The organism is Corallococcus sp. M7 (assembly GCF_054512695.1).
In genome coordinates this window covers 5,741,176-5,760,909 of record NZ_CM137252.1, presented here as the reverse complement: position 1 = coordinate 5,760,909, position 19,734 = coordinate 5,741,176, and the positions used below count along the sequence as shown (strand labels likewise).

General features: G+C 68.1%; 12 protein-coding genes. 5 read left to right on the top strand and 7 right to left on the bottom strand.

Going from position 1 to position 19,734, the window contains the following annotated elements; translation table 11 throughout:
- A complete protein-coding gene (locus tag ACX114_RS22900; RefSeq protein WP_459287782.1) occupies positions 1-582 on the bottom strand; it encodes a hypothetical protein in 582 nt (193 codons plus the stop codon).
- Positions 583-753: 171 nt separating this feature from the next.
- On the opposite strand from ACX114_RS22900, the gene ACX114_RS22895 reads away from it, so the two are divergent.
- Complete coding sequence (locus ACX114_RS22895) at positions 754-2,448, top strand: alpha/beta hydrolase (RefSeq protein WP_459287780.1); 1,695 nt, start codon at positions 754-756, stop codon at positions 2,446-2,448.
- A 9-nt stretch (positions 2,449-2,457) separates the two neighbouring features.
- Here the strand turns inward: ACX114_RS22895 and ACX114_RS22890 are convergent, their stop codons facing one another.
- Complete coding sequence (locus ACX114_RS22890) at positions 2,458-3,957, bottom strand: tetratricopeptide repeat protein (protein WP_459287778.1); 1,500 nt, start codon at positions 3,955-3,957, stop codon at positions 2,458-2,460.
- Between the two features lie 326 nt (positions 3,958-4,283).
- Here ACX114_RS22890 and ACX114_RS22885 point away from each other — a divergent pair, with 326 nt between their 5' ends.
- Positions 4,284-6,362: a sodium-translocating pyrophosphatase gene (locus ACX114_RS22885; RefSeq protein WP_459287776.1), complete on the top strand. Its 2,079-nt coding sequence runs from the start codon at positions 4,284-4,286 to the stop codon at positions 6,360-6,362.
- 168 nt (positions 6,363-6,530) lie between these two features.
- Positions 6,531-6,731 carry a hypothetical protein gene (locus tag ACX114_RS22880; protein ID WP_459287775.1) on the top strand — a complete coding sequence of 67 codons (201 nt, stop codon included), beginning with the start codon at positions 6,531-6,533 and terminating at the stop codon, positions 6,729-6,731.
- A 60-nt stretch (positions 6,732-6,791) separates the two neighbouring features.
- On the opposite strand, the gene ACX114_RS22875 is transcribed toward ACX114_RS22880, so the two are convergent.
- The 4 genes from ACX114_RS22875 to ACX114_RS22860 all read right to left on the bottom strand — a co-directional run bounded on the left by ACX114_RS22875 (position 6,792) and on the right by ACX114_RS22860 (position 17,173).
- Positions 6,792-8,321, bottom strand: a complete 1,530-nt coding sequence (locus tag ACX114_RS22875; protein WP_459287773.1) for a M20/M25/M40 family metallo-hydrolase — start codon at positions 8,319-8,321, stop codon at positions 6,792-6,794.
- A gap of 37 nt (positions 8,322-8,358) precedes the next feature.
- The gene (locus ACX114_RS22870; protein WP_459287771.1) at positions 8,359-9,375 is read right to left on the bottom strand and encodes an alcohol dehydrogenase; all 1,017 of its coding nucleotides are present in this window, start codon (positions 9,373-9,375) and stop codon (positions 8,359-8,361) included.
- A 128-nt stretch (positions 9,376-9,503) separates the two neighbouring features.
- Positions 9,504-15,785 (bottom strand): hypothetical protein, encoded by a 6,282-nt coding sequence (locus ACX114_RS22865; protein ID WP_459287769.1) that lies wholly within the window; start codon positions 15,783-15,785, stop codon positions 9,504-9,506.
- The gene (locus ACX114_RS22860; protein WP_459287767.1) at positions 15,782-17,173 is read right to left on the bottom strand and encodes a hypothetical protein; all 1,392 of its coding nucleotides are present in this window, start codon (positions 17,171-17,173) and stop codon (positions 15,782-15,784) included. Before ACX114_RS22860 ends, ACX114_RS22865 begins: the two co-directional genes overlap by 4 nt.
- Positions 17,174-17,357: 184 nt before the next feature.
- Here ACX114_RS22860 and ACX114_RS22855 point away from each other — a divergent pair, with 184 nt between their 5' ends.
- Both ACX114_RS22855 and ACX114_RS22850 read left to right on the top strand, forming a co-directional pair.
- Positions 17,358-18,239, top strand: a complete 882-nt coding sequence (locus ACX114_RS22855; protein WP_459287765.1) for an NAD(P)-dependent oxidoreductase — start codon at positions 17,358-17,360, stop codon at positions 18,237-18,239.
- A gap of 63 nt (positions 18,240-18,302) precedes the next feature.
- Positions 18,303-18,851, top strand: a complete 549-nt coding sequence (locus ACX114_RS22850) for a hypothetical protein (RefSeq protein WP_459287763.1) — start codon at positions 18,303-18,305, stop codon at positions 18,849-18,851.
- Between the two features lie 3 nt (positions 18,852-18,854).
- Here ACX114_RS22850 and ACX114_RS22845 read toward each other — a convergent pair whose 3' ends face one another.
- Positions 18,855-19,724 carry an OmpA/MotB family protein gene (locus ACX114_RS22845; protein ID WP_459287761.1) on the bottom strand — a complete coding sequence of 290 codons (870 nt, stop codon included), beginning with the start codon at positions 19,722-19,724 and terminating at the stop codon, positions 18,855-18,857.
- Between the last annotated feature and the right edge of the window lie 10 nt (positions 19,725-19,734).

Sequence of the window (19,734 nt, the reverse complement as noted above, 5' to 3'; positions counted from 1 at the left end):
TCAGTAATAACCGCGGGTGTCCGCGAACCCGAGCGATGTGTTGTCGCAGAGGTAGGGGAGGATGATGTACTCCCGGACCATTCCCAGTCCCAGCACCAGCACCACGGACGTGACCACCAGGGCCACGATCGGCCGTTTCCCCGTGTCGCCGAACCTCCGCTTGCCGGGCCCCTGGAAGAACGCGGCCTGCAGGACGAAGAGCACGATGGGGCTCACCACCAGCATCACCAGGTTGGGGATGCTCATCCGGCACTCGGAGAAGTCTCTCGCGGTGAAGTTGAGCAGCGGCCCTCCCACCGAGACCATCTCCAGCAGCAGGATGAGCGCGACGCCGACCACCATGAAGAAGGTCCTGCGCGCTTGCGGCGTCACCGGCCGTCCCTTGACGACCGGGCCCCAGACGTTGCGAATGACGACGCGGTTCATGAACACCGCGCCCACGGACCAGAAGAACAGGTCCGCCCAATAGGACTGACTGAAGTCCCTGGGGGTGTAGTCCATCGCGTTGATGCAGGCGAGCGCATGCAGCGGCCAGAGGACCGAGGCACCGAACAGGATGGGAGCGAGGGCGCGGGGAAGCATCCGGTGAGGCTATCAGGCACTTCGCCGGGAGTGCGAGTCGGCCTGCCTGGCGGCTGAGCCCATTGGCAGTCACGGAGCCGGGCACGGCGTGCGCACGCTGCTGGGGAGTGGGCTTGGGGCCTACCCTCTGGAGTGCGCTCAGGAGGGCCGGCGCACTCGCGGGGAGTTCGCATGGAGCACTTCCTCACCCACGCCGAGCAACCTGTCGCGGTGCGCCATGCCAGACGTGCCAGCCGGACCTGGCCCCGCTGGCTCCGCTACACGTTGCCGGGGGCCTGGGTGGCGCTCCTCTTCGCCTGTCTGGCTTTCACTCCGTCCCTCTTGCCTCGCAGCGGGCCGTTCCAGGGATTCGTCAGCGGCCTCAGCGCGGCCATCGGCTATGGGCTCGGGTGCCTGGGCGCCTGGCTCTGGCGGGAGTTCGCGGACCGCCCCGCGAGGACGCCTCCTCGTCGCGCATGGCAGGGCTTCTTCATCGTGGCCGCCGTGGCGCTGACAGGCGCGCTGCTGCTTGGCTGGCATTGGCAGCAGCGCCTGCGCGAGCTCATGGGCATGCCCTCACCGGGCCGCGCGGGATATCTGCTCGCTCCCTTCGTCGCGGCGGTCGTCTTCTTCGTGCTCATCGCCGTGGCGCGTGGCCTGCTTGGCGTGTCCCGCGCATTGGCCAGGCTGCTCTCCAGACACATCGGTCCTCGCGCGGCCCGGGCGACGAGCGGGCTGGCCGTGGTGGTGCTCACCGCGCTGGTGGCGAGCGGCCTGCTGTGGGACGGGCTCATCGCCGCGGCGGACCGCACCCTGGAGGTCCAGGACACGCTGACCGACGAGGGCGTGGTGCCACCGCGCACGGCGTTGCGCTCTGGAGGCGCGGGCTCACGCATCCCGTGGGAGTCCCTGGGAAGGGAAGGGCGCAACTTCATCGGGCGCGGGCCTTCGGTCGAGGAGCTCTCGCGCTTCCATGGCTCGGCGGTGAAGGAACCCATTCGCGCGTACGCGGGCCATGCCTCCGCGCCGGATGCGGAGGCCCGCGCGGCGCTCGCGGTCGACGACCTGGAGCGGGCCGGCGGCTTCGACCGCGCGTACCTGCTGGTGGTGACGACCACGGGCAGTGGCTGGGTGGTGCCGGAGGCCGTGGATGCCTTCGAGTACATGACCGGCGGCGACTCCGCGATCGTCGCCATGCAGTACTCGCATCTGTGGTCGTGGCTCTCCGTCCTGGTGGATCAGAAGCGGGCCCGGGAGTCCGGCCGGGCGCTCTTCGACGAAGTGTATGAGCGCTGGTCGCGGCTTCCTCCCGGCCAGCGCCCGAAGCTGCTGGTGTTCGGTGAGAGCCTGGGCTCCTACGGCGGAGAGACCGCGTTCAGCGGCGAGCGGGACCTGGCCCAGCGCACCGACGGCGTGCTCTTCGTGGGGCCGCCGAACTTCAACACCCTGTATCGCGCGTTCACCGACCACCGGGACCCGGGCAGCCCCGAGGTGGAGCCCATCTACCGGCAGGGCCGCATCGTCCGCTTCAGCCGCCGGCCGGGGACGGACATCCCGCCCGCGTCCGCGCCGTGGGGGGATTCGCGCGTGCTGTACCTGCTGCATCCCTCCGACCCCATCATCTGGTGGAGCCCCCGCCTCCTGGTGCAGAAGCCAGACTGGCTGCGCGAGCCGCGAGGCGATGACGTCCTGGACCAGATGGTGTGGATCCCCTTCGTGACGTTCTGGCAGGTGACCGCGGACCTTCCCCTGGGGATGGAGGTGCCCGCGGGCCACGGCCACGTCTACACGGCCGAGCACGTGGACGGCTGGGCCGCGCTCCTGCGGCCCGAGGGCTGGAGCGCGGACCAGACGGCACGGCTGAGGGAGCTCCTCCTGGCGCGTTGAGGCGGAAGGCTACTGGGGCATCCCCGAGGACGTGGCCGACGCGGGGACACACTTCGTCTCGTACACGCTGACGATGCGCTTGAACTCCTGGCGCGTCACATCCGGGACCCCTTCGTGGAGCATGTCGAGCGCGCGCCGCCCCATGGACACGGCCTCGTTGCAGCGCCCGGTCTGGAAGAACAGCGCCGCCTGGGTGTTGAGGATGGCCGAGTTGCCCGGCATCAGCCGCACGGCGCGCTGGGCCGGGGCGAGCCCCTTCTGGGGCTGCTCGGTGATGACGTAGTACCAGGCCAGACCGTTCTGGGCGGAGGGGCTGTCCGGTAGCAGCTCCGCGGCGCGACGGCGGGCCTGCTCCTGGGTGGCGGACAGGTCGCCTTCGGCCTCCAGCGACGTGGCGAGCAGATCCCACGCGCGCCCATCCTCCGGATGCTTCTCCACCAGCTCCCGCGCGAGCTTCAGCCGCCCGGCCTTGTCCAGCTTCTCGGCCCGCAGCCGGTGGGTCTCCACGTGGGTCGGGTCCTCCTTCAACGCCTGCTCCAGCTCCAGGTCCGCCTTGCGCTGACGCTCCTCCCGCGGCACGTCCCCGGGCGCCTGGGTGAAGAGGATGGAGCGGATGACGTGCACGTCCGCGGGCTCCAGGGCGCGTGTCTGGGTTTGCGTGGGCACCGGCGGCAGCGGCTGGGTGGAGATGGCGTAGCGCCCGAGCTGCACGTAGTTCGCGAGCGCGGCCTGGTACGTGGTGTCCCCCTGGAAGGCGGCCGTGAAGGCGCGCCGGGGATCCTCGCCCCGGGCCAGCTGGTCCTGGAAGGTGCCGAAGCGGTCGCCGTGCTCGTTGATGAGGTAGTGCACCCACAGCCACGCCGAGGCGTAGTGGCGCTGAAGCTCCGCGGTGCCCTGGTTCGTCTTGCCGTCCCACTGCCACAGCTCGGCCAGCGTGAGCCATCCGTGCGAGCGCACGTACTGGAGCAGCGCCGGGCTGGCCCGGCCCAGCACCACGTTTCGGTCGCTGGGCCGGATGGTGACGGTCTGCAGGTAGGACGCCAGGCCTTCCGAAATCCAGCGCGGCTGGCGGGGCAGGGCGAAGGCGCTCAGGTAGTGCGCCAGCTCATGGGCCTGGGTCTCCTTGTCACCCGTCGTGTCCGCCAGCAGGTAGCCGCCGCCGCCCGTCATCACCATCCGGGGGCCGTCGGGCGTCTGGCCGGCGAAGCCCGCGTAGCGCGCGTCGGTGAACTCCTCCAGGTCGCGGGGATTGCCGAGCACGATGACGTCCACCGTGCCCGGCGGGTCGAAGCCCGCGCCCCAGGCGAGCAGCAGCGCCCGGCGGAACTCCTCCAGCTCCACCGCGCTCTTCGCCGCCGCCTCTTCCTCCAGGTTCGTGCGCACGCGGAAGTGCGTGCTCTTCACCTCGCGCCAGGGGCGTCCACCCTCGGCCGGACACAGGGCCCGGCTCGCCGTGCAGCCCGAAAACAACGCCAACGCCAATCCCAGGAGCCCCAAGCGAATGCCCATGGTCGCGCCTTCTGGCACACCCCCCGGGTGAAAGGACAGCCACCCCCGGCATGACGCAGGGGCGGCTCCGGCCCCCACGACAGGCCGCCGAAGGCGATGAATCGTGAGTGAATCCGGGCACTTCGATTCACTCGACGGGCCCCGGCGGTCCCCGCCGACGGCCGGGGGGCCCTCCCGCGTCAAGGACCCCGGTGGGGGCGACCGCTCCGAGGAGGCTCCCCGCTTGCCCTGAAATCACGTATAGGCCCTCCGCACATTTCGCGCGGCACGCGAGCGATCCGCAGGGTGAGCGGTCAGGGGCCCCCGGGACTGCTCTGGAGGAACGGATGGAGTTGTCGAGTCTCGAATCGGATTTCTGGGCAATCGCACCGAGCGTCATCGGCGCCGTCGGTCTGCTCTTCGCTGCGTTCTTCTACTTCCGCGTCAAGGGGCTGCCCGAAGGTGACGCGACGATGAACCGCATCGCGGGCTACATCCGCGAAGGCGCGATGGCGTTCCTCGTCCGCGAATACAAGGTGCTCGCGGTCTACTGCGTGGTCGTGGCGATCGCCATCGGCCTGGCGCTGGGCCCGGTCGCCAGCGCGAGCTTCGTGGCGGGCGCGTTCCTGTCGCTGCTCGCGGGCTACATCGGCATGAAGGCCGCGACGTTCGCGAACGTGCGCACCGCGCAGGCCGCGCGCACCGGCTCCAAGCCGAACGCGCTGCTCGTCGCGCTGGATGGCGGCGCCGTGATGGGCCTCGCCGTCGCCGGCCTGGGCCTCATCGGCATGGGCGTCGTCTACTACGTGTTCAAGTCGAGCCCGGAGCTGTCCCCCATCCTCCACTCGTTCGCCGTGGGCGCCAGCTCCATCGCGCTCTTCGCGCGCGTGGGCGGCGGCATCTACACCAAGGCCGCGGACGTGGGCTCCGACATCGCCGGCAAGGTCATCGAGAACATCCCCGAGGACGACCCGCGCAACCCCGGCGTCATCGCCGACAACGTGGGTGACAACGTGGGCGACGTGGCCGGCATGGGCGCGGACATCTACGAGTCCATGGTCGCCGCCATCGTCGCCGCCATGGCCATCGCGCTGACCGCCAACTCCACGGAGCTCTCCCGCCTGGTGGTGGACACGAACGCCACGGGCAACGCGAAGATCGCCGGCGTGGTGCTGCCGCTGGTGCTGTCCGCCATCGGTCTGGTGGTCAGCCTGCTGAGCATCTTCATCGCCCGCGCGCTCAAGCACATGAACCCCGCGCAGGTGCTGCGCAGCGCGCTGATCATGCCCCCCGTCATCCTGGTGGGCCTGTCGTTCGTGCTGATGAACGTGTTCGGCCTGTCCCAGTCCATCACGGTGGCGCTGGCGGCCGGTGCCTTCGGCGGCGCCATCATCGGCCTCGTCACGGACTACTACACGTCCTCCACGCCGGTGCAGCGCATCGCGGAGGCCTCCATCACGGGCGCGGGCACCAACCTCATCCGCGGCCTCGCGGTCGGCATGGAGAGCGTGGGCATCTCCATGGCCACCATCGCCCTGGTGGCGTACATCGCGGACCGCGCGCTGGGCCTGTACGGCATCGCGCTGTCGGCGGTGGGCATGCTGGGCGGCACGGCCGTCGTGATGACGGTGGACGCGTACGGCCCCATCTCCGACAACGCGGGCGGCATCTCCGAGATGTCCGGCCTGGGCCCTGAAGTGCGCGCCATCACCGACGAGCTGGACGCGGTGGGCAACACCACGGCCGCCATCGGCAAGGGCTTCGCCATCGGCTCCGCGACCCTCACGGTCATCGCGCTGTTCTCCGCGTTCAACCTGGAGGTCAACCACACGCGCGTCGCCAACAACATGGCGGAGATGAGCCTGGAGCTGACCAACCCGAACGTCATCGTGGGCCTGCTGCTGGGCTCCATCCTCCCGTTCCTGGTGGGCGCTTCCACCATGCTCGCGGTGGGCCGCGCCGCCGGCGCCATCGTGGAGGAGATTGGCCGTCAGTTCCGTGAGATCCCCGGCCTGATGGAGCTCAAGGCCGAGCCGGACCCCAAGAAGATCGTCGACATCTCCACCAAGAGCGCGCTGCGCGAGATGATCTTCCCGGGCCTCATCGCCATCGTCGCCCCGCCGCTGGTGGGCTGGGTTCTGGGGCCCCTCGCCCTGGCGGGCCTCCTGGCCGGCTCGCTCGTCGTCGGCGCCACCATGGCCCTCTACATGGCCAACGCGGGCGGCGCGTGGGACAACGCCAAGAAGTTCATTGAGAAGGGCAAGCTGCCGGGTCACGCCAAGGGCTCGGCCGTCCACAAGGCCGCCGTCGTGGGCGACATGGTGGGCGACCCCTTCAAGGACACGTCCGGTCCGGGCGTGGCCATCCTCATCAAGGTCATGAGCGTCGTGTCGCTGCTCGTGGCCTCGCTCATCGCGCTGCGCTGAGCCGTCGTCCCTGGGGTGCGGCCACCCGGCTTCGGGGCGCCGCACCCTGGGTGTAGGAGACCAGACACCCGGCCAGGCAATGCCGGCCGCGTCAGGGGCAGTGGGCGAGCGCGTGCTTACACTTCATGGTGTGAGCCGCTCGCCGTTCTCCTGACGATGAGGTGTCCCATGGTCCTGGAGTTCTCCCAGCAGCAGATCCACCTGCTCCACGCCGTGCTGGCTGAAAGCGCAGACGCGCTGCGGGACGAGATCGTCCGCACCGACAAGCTCGAGCTGCGTGAAGAGCTGAAGGACAAGCTCGAGCAGCTGCTGGTCATCCTGCGCCAGGTGGAAGCCCGGACGTACCAGGAGCAGCCGGCGGCGCTCTAAGGCTGTCGGGCCGGGTGAGGGCTCCAGGCGAGAGGCCTGGGGCCTGGAGGGCTGCCTGCTTCAGCGCGGTGCCTGGACGGGCTTCCCTTCAAGGGGGTGCCCCCGGGTCCCGGCGCTCCATTCCTCCCAGACGTTGAACGACTTCATCTGCTGGCCCAGGTCGGTGTCGCGCACGAGCGCCTCCACCTCCGCGCGGCTCTGCCGGGGCAGCTTCTCCTCCATCGTCGCGAAGCCCCAGGCGAGCGCGCCCACCACGGCCGCGTTGGCGCGCAGCGTGCGCGCGTCGCACTGTTCGAACTCATCCGAGCGCGCGTGGTAGTTGGGCCCGTACGTGGCCGGCTCCTGGTTGGCGACGAGGTTCGCCACGCCGTGCATCATGAAGTCGAAGTTGTCGGTGCCCACCACCGGCGCGTCCACCTGCGTGAAGGGGCCCAGGCCCGTCACCGGCTTCAGGGCCTGGTCCACCAGCGGCACCAGCGCGGGCCGGCCATTCGTATAGAAGCCGGTGATGCGCCCGCAGCCGATGTCCACCGACAGCGCCAGGGTGTGCCGGTCCAGCTCCGCCGCGTGCGTGCGCGCGTATCCGGCCGAGCCGTACATGCCCTGCTCCTCGCCGTTCCACAAAGCGAAGCGCAGCGTGCGCGCGGGCTTCAGGCCCAGGCGCTGCATCTGCCGCGCGAGGTCGAGCAGCATCGCGACGTTGGCGCCGTTGTCCAGCGCGCCGCCGCCCAGGTCCCAGCTGTCCAGGTGCGCCCCCAGCACGACGACCTCTTCCGGATGCGTGGTGCCGCGAATCTCGCCAATGACGTTGCGTGACTCGTAGGGGCCGCCCGTCCGCAGGTCCAGCACCGAGGTGAGCTTCAGCGTCTTGCCCGCGCGCAGGAGCCGCAGCGCGCGCTTCGCGCCGTCGCGCTCCATCACCAGCATGGGGCGCGTGTTCCTGGGGCCCACGGAGACGCTGTGCCGGTAGAGCTGGTTGCCGGGCCGGCTGCCCATGTAGACGACGCCGGCCACGCCCGCGGCGAACGCCCGGGACTCGATGACCGCCGCCTCGTCGTACTCGCGGAAGAGCCCGTCGACGTCCTTGAGCTCGTCCGTCTCCACCAGCAGGTACGCGCCGCGCGCCTTCGTGCCCACGCGTGCGAAGTCCGCCTCGGTGCCCCGGCCCGCGTCCAGCAGCGGCGCGGTGAGGCCTCCCTTGGGCGTGGCGGCGGAGAAGGGCATCGCGGCCACGCGCGGGGCGAAGCGCACGTCCTGGCCCTGCACGGACGCGGTGGCGGCGCGCTCCAGCCACAGCGCGGGCATGGGGAACGCTTCCGTGCGCGCCGTCACGCCCGCGGCGCGGAAGCGCTCCAGCGCCCAGGACACGGAGCGCTGGTTGGCTTCGGAGCCCGTGGCCCTCCCGCCCACCTCATCCACCAGCGAGCGCAGGTCCTCGACCATGGGCGTCGCGCCCAGCACGCTCCCCACGAGCAGCGCGGCTTCGCGCTCACGGATGGAGGAAGGGGTCTCCCCGGCCGTGGCTTGAGCCGGGAGGGCCAGGGCGAGGGACAGCGCCGCGAGGCGGAGCAGGGGTCGGGGAGGGGACATGGCGCAAGCATCCCCACCCCGGCCGTCCTCCGGCAAGTCAGCGCATCTTGAGCACCACCCGGAAGCGGGCCTTGTTGCTCATCATCCGCTCGTAGGCCTCCGCGGCGCGGTCCAGGGGGAACACCTCGTTGCGCGAGCGCACGCCCACGAGCGCGCTGAAGTCCATGGTCTCCTGCGAGTCCTGGGGCACGCCGCTGGGCCACCCTTGGATGCGCGTGCGCTTTCCAATCATGGACATGCTGCTCACGGGGATGGGCTCCGAGCCCGCGCCCAGGAGCAGCAGGGTGCCGTTGCGTCCCAGGCCTCCGAGCAGCTCGCCCGCGAGGCTGCTGCTCGACGCGGTCATCATGATGACGCGCGCGCCCCCGAGCTTCTGGAGGGCCTCCGCGGGCTTGCCCTTCTCCGTGTCGATGTACTCGTGCGCGCCCAGCTCCATCGCCAGGGCCTTCTTGTCCGCGCCGCGTGAGATGGCGACGGTGCGGTAGCCGAACTTGCTGGCGTACTGGATGGCCAGGTGGCCCAGGCCGCCAATGCCTTGCACCGCGACCAGGTCCCCCGGCCGCGCGCCCATGTTGCGCAGGGAGTTGTACGTGGTGACGCCCGCGCAGAGCAGCGGCGCGGCATCCTCGGAGCTCATCCCCTCCGGGACCCGGGCCAGCGCCTCCTGCGGCGCGACCAGGTACTCCGCGTAGCCACCGTCGTAGCTGATGCCGCAGATCTGCTGCTTCTCACAGGTGACGAAGTCGCCGCTGCGGCACGCGACACACTGGCCGCAATGGCCCCCGTGCCAGCCCACGCCGACGTGCTGTCCCTCCTTCCAGGCCGTCACGCCGGGGCCCACCCGTTCGATGCGGCCCACGACCTCGTGGCCCGGCACACGGGGGTACTGGATGGGCATCCAGCCTTCCTTGGTGATGGCATCGCTGTGGCAGACGCCACACGCCTCCACCGCGATCCGGACCTGCCCGGGACCGGGCTCGGGCACCTCACGCTCGACCACCTCGAGCGCGCCGCCGCCCTTCTGCACCTGCACCGCCTTCATCTTCCTGGCCATGGCGTCTCCTCGGGGGGAGGGATGGGGATGACGCGGCGCGGGCGCACCTGGAGTGAGGGTGAACGCCTGTCCGGTGAGCGGGCAGGGAAGGCAGGTCCTGGCTGCTTCGGTTCTTCAAACTCGCCGCGTCAGGAGGCCAACCACGGGTTGAGCGTTTCGGGCTCCCGGGCCTGCCAGAGTCCGAGCATCAGCCACTCCTTGGCGAGGCGCGTGGTGTTGGCGTCATGAGGCCGTCTGGAGAGCAGGTCCAGCAAGTGGCGCCACTGTTCGTTGGAGAGGGGTACTGCAGTGCACGCGGCTCGGTAGAGGGTGATGAGCTCGTGGGACTGAGACACGACGAAACCTGCGAGGACCTGTTCCAGGAGTGCCGGGTCGTCCACCTTCGACAGCTTCACCAAGGTGCGCTGGCGGAGCGACAGGTATCCTGGCTCTCCCAAGGCCGACCATCGGTCATCCGCATCGAGGCGGGACTGGGACGCGAAATCTGCGATCCAGTGTTCGAACACCTCCTTCGCTTCCCAGGTGGAGGCCTGCGCGAGGGCGCTCAGCACCAGTCGAGCCCTCTCCGCGGGATTGAGTTCCGGGCGCGCCGCCAACTCCAGCAACACGTGTCGCGAATGCCGCTCCTGATGGAGGCGCGCCTGCTGGGTGATCAACGCGGCACGACGCGCCGGTGGACAGCCCCATTTCGTGAGGACATCAAGGAGCTCCAGCGGTTCGTCGTATCCTTCGATGTAGGTCAGACGGAAGGCCAGGACGTCGATCCGCTCTTGGACGGACAACCCCACCCAATCCAGGAGCTCGAGCACCTGGTCGAGGGACAGAATCCTGGGGGCATGGCGCACGACATGAAGCAGCGAATTCCGCAGCACCTCGTTGGGTGGCATCACTGCCTTCAGCGCATGAATGAATCGCAGCGCTTCGATATCGGCATCCTTTGCCAGGAGGAGGACGGTCGCACTGAGTATGGATGGAATGCGAGCATCGTGCGCTCCCAGTTCCAGCAGCCGGAGCGCGGCCAACCCCTGAAGATGTCGCCGCGAGTCTTCCTCTTCCTCGACCGAGCCAGGCTCCACGTCCAGTGCCGGTAGCAGGTGGCGCGTCCGCTCATGGGGCGACAGCTCCGCCAGGGTCGCGAGCCTGTCGAAAGCATCGATCACGGCGAGGTGGGTGGAGACCTCCTGCTCCAATAGGAGCGCGCCCATCCATTTCCGGACCTGCCCGGCGTTCCACCTGGGGAGTGATTGCTGCTTCGCCTGTGGCTCTTGGCGTGACCAGAGTTCAAGCTTGTACTCCGCACTGCGGCTCAGTCCACCCGCCGCATGGAAAAGCACCTGCTCGACTGCGAAGCCCACCAAGTCTTCCTGGATGAGCTGTACGTAATCAATCCAGGGCTCCAGTCGGTCACGCAGGGACTGGGGCTGGCGCCGGATGACCTTCCAGATTTCCGGGCGGAGCTGGGCCCAGTCGTACATGGGGGAGTCGAAGTCAGTGCCAGCGGACCCTTCGCTGTCGACTCGCGCGAGGAATACTTCGACCAGCTGCTCTGAGTAGAACCCATGGTCGTCAATGAGTTGAATCAACTCCCTGAGGGACCTGACGGGAGCCGAGGACATCCGGTGTTCGAGCGCCGCGCAGATCGGGTCCCGGTAAGGAGCCTTCGCCGCGAGAACCCTCAAGGCGCGGGAGAACCGGCCGACGTCTTCATCCCTCAACCACGACGTGAGAAGCGCGAGCCCCTTCGCCGGCCGATGCACACAGAGCTCATACATCGCCGCGAAATCGGCGCGCTGTGTGTGGTGGAGTGCATCATTCAGGAGTTCGTCCCGAATCGAGTTCGCCACGGCCATGTGGGTGCTGGCGAAATGCCGGAGCCAGTTCCTGCCCGGAGACTCTGCGGCTCTTCGCTCCTGCTGTTCGAGACACCGGGTCAGCGCTCGGAGTGCCTCCTCTTCGAAGAGGCCAAAGTGGAATGCGATACAGGCAGCGCCAATCCGGTGCTCAGGCGCTGATGAGTCCAGAAGCCGCGGGAGCGCGGGCTGGATCCACTCCTGCGCTTCCTCTGGAAAGAGCTGGACGAGCATTTCGGCTGCTTCCAGGACCAGTTGCAGATCGGATCCCTCAAGCACGAGCCTCCACAGTTCGGCTGCCTTCCTGTCGTCGCCGGCTTGATGGAGGAGATGGGCCAGCCTTTCAAGGTCGGCCTGTGGCAGGGCCTGGGGGGGCAACGCATGGGCCAACAAAATGGCCTGGGGGCTTGTCTGGGAGTGCTGAAGCCCGAGCCATGCGAGGTGGAAACCCGTGAGCGGGTTTGTTCCCGACAAGGCCCGCTGGATGGCTGCGTGCAGGGCTGCTCGCACGGGCTCATGCTCCTCCATGAGTCCTCCCATCAGGACTATCAACGAAACCCTGCCAACGAAGCCAGGGTGCTCCAGCGACTGAAGAAGGTCCGCCGTGCAGGCAGGTTGCAACCTCGTCAACCCACTCAACACGGAAGTCCAGTTCAGCACTTCGAGGCGCCGGGCGCGGGGAGTGTCCTTGTGCGTGACCTCGGAGAACTCTCCCAGGAGGGCCCGCATCACGACTTGCGCAAACGGGGCCGCGTTCCGAACGAGCCGCAGAAGTTCGTGGCTCTCCCTGTCGGCGTGAACAGCCCCCTTGGCCACGATGACGGCGGCCTCTGGGGTGGCTTCCTCCCTCCAGAAGAGTTGCTGGGCCGAGGACAGGCGAACCTGCTCATCATCGGCGTGGAGGAACTCTCGCAGGAGCGGTCCCACCTGGTCGGAGTAGGCCTCCACGCGTTCGGCTGCCAGGAGCGCGTCGAGCCTGGCCCGCGCTGCCACCTCCGGATCGGAGGCAACCTGAAGCCACGCTTCGAGGTCCTCGGTCCCCAGCTTCCACATCAATGTGCTGGGACTGTCTCCATACACCGCGGTGCGGACCTGTTCATCCGCGGACCGAGAGCAGTCGGCAAGGGTTTCCAGCGCCAATCGCGACAGGCCTTCCTCCTGCTTTAGCGACAGGTAGGCCCATTGAGCGCGTTCAAGGTCGGGGCCGGACTGCATGCCGTGCCGCAGCGCCGCATGCAGGCTGGGGTCCTGTTTCGCGAGCCGGGTGAGGACCCGGGCCGCGCAGAGACGGAAGCCGCCAGGCTGCTCCTTTAGAAGGGCGCGACGAAGCAGTTCAGGCAGGGCCTGCAATTCCTCGCCAACGGAGACGAGAAGCTCCTCCAGCGCGTCTCGCGTCCGTCCGCCCGCCATGGCCGCGCGCTCCAGGACCCGTTCCGGCATGTCCCCATGGAGTGGCGCAACGTCCCGGACGATCTCCCGTGAATACGTGCCCAACTCCGAGTCATCGCCCATCCAGTCCAAGAGGGTTTCTCGCACGACGCTGTCGTGGGCACAGAACCGCACCAGGTTGCGGAACGCCTCTGCCGCTGCGTGGAGTCGAGGCGACACGAATGCCGACTGGAGGACCCGGGCGACTTCACCATCCCAGCCCCCCGAGACAGCAAGCAGGCACGCAGCCGCGTGACGCAGCCCCCTGCGCTCTTCCTCTCCTTGGAGATTTGTAGGAGGGGGCGGCTGCGCCTCGGATGGGAATCGCTCGTGTGCCAGGCGCCGCAACCGGGCGACGACCGTGGGCCCACCGCGCTGCACCAGGGCTCCGACCTGATGCAGGCCAATCCTCGGCGGGCGCTCGATTTTTCCCAGTACCTGGATGACCTCGTCCGTCCAATCTCCGGCAGAGGCGCAGCCGAACGCGCCAAGCTGTTTGACCGAAACGTCGTCGCGCACCTGGAACCACCGCTCGCAGGCTGACCTCGCTGCGGCATCCAACTCGGCCGCGAGAGCGACGAGCCGGGCAAGTGCTTCCCGCACCTCCCGTACGCCTTGGTCATCCACTTGCGCCATCCGTGCCACAAGCCGTGGGGCAACTGATTCCGGCGCGGCCCTGGCCGCGAAACGGCCGAAGTCCCCCCACAAGGGGGAGGGCGGGCCGCGTTCGAGTATTTTGAGCCAGTCTTCCCAGATGCGCTCCTGTGTTCCCGGCGCGACACGGACACCGTCGGCAAGCCAGTCCGATACGGTCCTCAGCCCGGGGTGGAGGAGTTGGAAAGCCCCTTCGCTGTCGCGATCAAGCAACTCCCGCGCGAGCGCATCACACGTGTCAGGATCCTCCTCCACGTGATCCAGGAGGGCGGCGGAGAACTTCAGGGTCAGTGGCGTCAGGGGAATCTTCCAGAACCGCTCGAGTCCACCTTCCATCCGGACGAGGTGCTTCGCGGCAAGGAACTCTGCGAACGCCGAATGCCAGAACGCGATGGTGGATCCACTCTCTCGAAGCAGTCCTGTCTCGAGCGCGAGTTGCAAGGCATGATCCGCGTCGAAGGCGTCATGCTTGGCGAACTCCGCGGAGAGCATGCGGAGGAAGGCTGGCTTCCCCAGCCCGTGGCGCTGTTCATTCCGGACCAGCGCGAAGGCGACAGCGCACCAGGTGTCGAGGAGCCGTCCCGCCTCCTTGGGGGGACGCTTCAGCGCGGCTCGCCACTCCTGGAGGACCGTCTGGATGAACCCCTCGAACACGATGACCTGATGTTCCGGCACCCCTTCCGCGTTGGTGTCCGCGAGCGCGGAGAGGGTGAGGAGGAGGGGATTGCTGATGAACTGCTCCCACTCCTTTCGCTTCGTTACGGCCAGGAGCAACGCGTTCGTGCGGAGCCGCGCGCGCCTGACGCCCTCGGGGCCCGGATGGCTGTGCGCTTCCACAAGGCGGTGGATGCGAGCAATCAGGACGCGTCGCTGTGAGTGCTCCAGGGGGGCGAGTCGGACATGATGGAAATCAGCGACCCGTGGCGCATAGCCATGCGGGCGTGACGTCAGCAGGATCCGGACCCGTGGGAATCCGCTGACGAACTCCGAAATCCTGTCAACGGTGCACTCCCGCACTTCCTCCGGAGCTTCATCGAGTCCGTCACACAGCAGGAGCAGGCGCCCCTCGGCGAGCAGCGCGCCAAGGCCTTCCTGAAGCGCTCCGCGCGCTCCTTGCGCCCGAAGTTGGCGGCGGATGAACGCCTCAAGGGACAGTGCCCTGTCGGCAAGCAAGGCCTGTGCGAATCCGCCAAGCTCCACGCGTACGGGCAGCAATGCCCGAAGGGATTGAAGGACCCTGACCTGGTCGGGTCTGTACCATTCGTTCTCGCCGAGGAGTGCGCGAGCCCGCGCTCCTGTTTCATCCTCGGCGCAGGCCAGGAAGGTCAGCCGGGTGAGCACGCTCTTTCCCGCGCCGGGCTCTCCAATGACCGTCAATCGTTGATGGCCGTGGAGGGCGTCAGCGAGTGAGAGGGTCGGTGTCCGGTCTTCCCACGTCTGGCCTGATTCCCAATGGAGCTGCTCCAAGCGCTCAAGACTTCTCTCGAGTTCCATGCGGACTTCCCGTGACAGGTGCGGGGTTCGGAGCCGCTGCCGCAGGTCCCGCTCTGACTCTCCCAGGGAGGTCCGTTCGTCCAGTAGCGAAGGCGCGACCGCGAACTCCAGGAGTTGGAGTCGCGTCCCGGCGGACCTCCGGGCGATCTTCGCGAAGCCCCGGAACTGGAGGAACCGCAAGGAGGGATCCTCAAGGCTTTGCTTCTTGAACTCCGTCAATGCTTCATCGAGGGCACGGGGACTGGGTTTCCTGGAGGCAGCCCTGGCGTCATCCAGCCTTTCGACAGGCACCCGCTCGCTGCTTCCCACCTGCACGGCCGGGCAGAGAAGTCGTGCTTGAGGCCGGGCTTCCCGGAGGAGCGCTGACTTCCTGTCGACGTCCTTGACGGGCCGGATCACGAGCTCGGCTGTGACCTCGCCCGTGGCGGTAATGCAGTCATCCAGCTCCAGTTCGTCAATGCGTGACAATGCCGCGAGCGCCACGGCAAGGCCACATGACGCGCCCCTCACCGGCTCCGGGAAGGGCTTGTCCAGTGCAACACGGAAACGCCGTGGATCTCCAGAGAGCCGGCGCGCGGCCTTCAACGCTTCCGCTATCGCCGAATGTGCGGCCTCGTCAACGTCGATACCGGGCCGAGGAAGCTCATCCTGGCCTCCCTCCACGAACCTGACGGTTGCGACGACGAAGCAGCCTTCGTCGGTAGAGGAATACACCACGGGAAAAGCCACTGCCCCAATGCGAGGTGCCGGAAAGATGGGGGCAAGTTCCAACTGTCGGGCTTCGCGGGTGCGACGCTCATCCCAGAAGCTGGCGGGAAGCCGATGCAGCAGGGTGACCGCCAGGAAGCCATGCTTCAGCGCCCGCCTCAGGGATGGGTTCTCATCAGGGCTCTGAATCAAGTCCCGTGCGAAGTCCCAGGCGCGGTGCAGGTGCCCACGATCCAGGAAGCCAGCCAGCCGCTTGATGACCTCGGTGCGGGTCATGTGCTTGAGACCGTGAACTCGACCCATTCGTCCTGGAGGGCGATCCGGTAGTCCCCGGGAAGTGCATCCGTCAGCCACGCATCGAATTCATCCTGCGTAAATTCAAGGGTGACACCATTCCGGGTTCCCAGTGGCACGTCGTTCCCGGTGAGGCCGGAGACCTGCAACATCGGCGTCCGCAGGTCCGGCCCCACGGTCAAGGAGAGAAGGGCTTCTCCCCGCTGATGAAGCTCCACGGGCTCCGGCCCCAGCTCGATGCCGCTGCTGGCGTAGGCACCTGGAGGGTGGATTCGCGTCAGCGAGATGGCCTCGAGGATGCGGATCACCCGGTCGCCCAGGGGCTCCTTGGACGACGCCTTCAATGCCGGAGCCGTCTGTGCATCGAGGACGGCTGTCCAGAAGCGCCGAACGGTGGAGCCCGAGGTCTCGAGCCTGGCCTGGGCCAGTTCGCCAAAGCCGGTCAGCTCTGGAGGCCAGGAATCGAAGCGCCTTCGGGTGTCGTCGAGAATCCTCTCGGCCTCGGCTGACTGGCCGAGCACTTCGAAGACGACCACAAGGTCCGCGAGGGCCAGGAGGCGATCCTGGAGGTCGTGGGGATCCAGGGCGTCAAACGCCAACTCCAGTCCTGCCTGAATGGCTTCGGTCCGCAGCTTGCCCGTCAGCAGACTGGAGATGTCCTGGCGGTGTCGTTCCCACAAGGCTTCCGCAGCGTCCAGCCCCGGTACGAGTTCCGGCTCATGCGTCCTGAGCGCCCGGGCATGGCCCAAGGTTCGTACCAGCCGCCATGCATCGGCCGTACGCTGGGGAGGCTGCTGTCCCACCCTCTCCAGCTCCCGGATGAGGCCCTGGGTCCATGCGGAACGCTCGCGCATCGTGGCTCCAACCCAGCGCTCGTGGGCAGTCTGCTGATAGGCAGCGTCGTCCGCGTCGCCATCGCTGTGGAAGGGGAGATCCGGACGGAAGGCCGTCACCACGGCCGGAGGATGTTTCCGGTCTATCGCGACGAGGACACCCCGGGGGGTACAGCACAGCAGTTCCTTGGATTCTCGGTGCTGGATGCCCCATTCCGTCCTGGAGTCGTCCAACTCGCGGAGGTAGGCAGGTCCATAGTGGGCATCGTGATGTTTCTTCAACAGCTCGTAGCAGGACTTTGGGATCTTGGGCAGACGAAGCCTTGATGACTTCTGGCGTTGTCGCGGCGGCTGGGGAGGGCAGCCCAGTTCTTCGGCGGTCGCCCGGAGTGCCTTTATGTCGACCCCCACGAGTGCATCCCAGCGCTCCTCGGGGTTGTAGAGGTGCTGCCAGACATGCGTCGCCTGTTTGTTGTCGCGCATCGGATGGACGATGCCTCCAAACCGATGATGGATAGGGCGCAGCGCGTGGGTCATCCCTTTTGCTCGTTTGTCTTTGGGTCTGGCGAAGGCATAGCACGAGCAGACGCGCCTCGATTCTTCCTGGGCACGACGCCCGGCCATGATTCGGAGACCTCGAAGAATAGCATCCGGCCGCGTCCCCGGTTGACGCCGGGTGCGCGTGCTTCGAGGCTGGGCGCCTCACCCCAGGAGCGTGACGATGACGTCCAGCCGTTCGACGAAGATCGCGGTGATTGGCAGTGGTCTCATGGGCAGCGCGCTGGCGCGAGCCTTCGCGGCGGCGGGGCATGACGTCGCGGTGTGGAACCGGACGCCGGCCAGGGCCCGGGCCGTGGGCGGTGGCACCGTCGCGTTCGAGAACCTGGTGGAGGCCGTCACCGGGCGGGCGCTCGTGGTCGTCTCGCTGTCCAACTACGCGGCGTGGACGGAGCTGGTGGCGTCGCCGGCCCTCGCGTCGGCGCTGGCGGGAACGACGCTGGTCCAGCTCACCAGCGGCTCACCGGCGGACGCGCGCGGAGGCCTGGAGTGGGCGAGGGCCCACGGCGTGGACTACCTGGACGCGGCGATCCTCGCCTATCCCGCGTTCGTGGCCACCGACTACGCGACGGTCTACTACGCCGGGTCGCGAGCGGTGTTCGACCGGCACCAGGAGACCCTCCAGGCCATCGCCAGGAACTCCGTCTACGTCGACGAGAAGATCGGCTCCGCCGCGACGCTCGACTGCGCGATCCTCGAGGCCTACTACGGAGGCTCGCTGGCGGTCCTCCACGCCGCGGCGATGTGCCAGGCGGAGGGGTTGGATCCGAAGGCCTTCTTCGCCCAGAAGAACTCCTTCCTGGGGTTGATCTCCGTCACCGCGGACGCCGCGCAGGACATGATCGAACGCAACGACTTCACCGGCCAGCAGTGCAGCCTCAACACCCATGTCGCGGCCATCGAGCACATCGTCCGGCTGAGCACCGACGCCCGCATCAGCGCGCGCTTCCCCAGGGAGCTGCTGGAGAACTACCGGCGGGCCCTCGGCGCGGGGCTGGGTGAACAGGAGTTGCCCGCGGTGTTCCGCACCCTGAAACAGGACTGAGCCATCAACGCCCGGCCCTGTTCCTGGTATGTCGCCGCGAACGGTGGACACCAGGAGCGACGAATGATGCGGATGCGTCGGATGTGGCCGTGGGCTCTTTCGCTGGCGGCGTTTGGATATGCGCAGGCCTCGCCGCCCGCGAAGGCGGACGGCGAGCGTGTGGCGGTCTCACCCGCGGATCCGGCGTGTTCGCCGGTGGAGAGCTGGAAGTGCCTCTGCGTGGGGACGCCCGGCAAGGCGACCGCCGAGCTCGAGCAGATCGGCGTGGACCTGAACGCCCTGAAGACGGACGGGGTGCCCTGCGTCCAGGGGGACTTCGACAAGGATGGCCAGCCGGACTACGCGTTCCCGGGCAAGGGCTATTCGTGCAACGGCTCCGTGCCGGTGCGGGTCGTCTTCACCAAGGACGGGAAGGTCCGGGAGGTGGTCGCCCTGCCGCGCGAGGTGAGCTGCCTTCAGCTCTACGACATCCGATCCAAGCCGGGGCCCCATGGCGTCCCCAAGACGGCACGCCAGGGGCTGGTCGACTGGGGCGAGGGCAACGCTACGTGGGTCTACCTGTTCAACGGAAAGAAGTGGCGGGCGTCCCGCCACCTCTCCGAATCGAACTGACACCTACCGGCCCGCCTTCTTCCCGACGGCGGGCTTCACGGCGGCGGCCTTCGCGGGAGCCCCCTTCACGGGCGTCACCTTCGCGGGGGCCGCCTTCGCGATGGCGGGGTTTCTCTTCGCGGCCAGCTCTGGAATCAAGAGCAGCTCGATGCGGCGGTTGCGCGCACGGCCCTGCGGCGAGGCATTGGCCGCCAGGGGCCGCGTGTCGCCGTAGCCGGCCGCGAGCATGCGCTTCGCGGGCACGCCGCCCTTCTCCTGGAGGAAGCGCACCACGTTGACAGCGCGCGCGACGGACAGCTCCCAGTTGGTGGGGAAGGTGGCCTGGAGCTTCTGCGTGGGCGGCGAGTCGTCGGTGTGGCCCGACACCTGGATGAGCTTGTCATCCACCTTGGACAGCACGCCGCCCAGCCGGGTGAGGACCTCCTGGCCGCGCGTGCTGATGCTGGCGTCGCCTGAATCGAAGAGGACCTTGTCGACCAGGTCCACCTGGAGGCGGCCACCGTCCTGCGACAGGCGGATGGCGCCCTCGGCGATCTCCTTCTTCAGCTTGTCCTGGAGGTCCTCGTAGGTGGCCTTGAGGCGGGTGAGCTCCGCCTCCTGCTCCTGCACCGTCTGGCTGAGCTGTTCCTTCTCCGTGTTGAGCTGATCCTTCTCCGTGGTCAGCTTCGCGTGGTCCGCCTCCAGCGCGGCCAGCTTCGCCTCCAGCTGCTGCTTCGCGGTCTCCGCTTCACTGGCCCGGGCAACGGCGGCCGCCGCCTCCGCGTCCGCGCGGGTCGTGCTGCGATGCGACAGATAGAGCACCAGCCCCGCGAGCACCGTCACCAGCGCCGTCACCAGCCAGGGCACCCAGGCCCTTCCGCGTTCCTCTTCCATGTCGCGACCT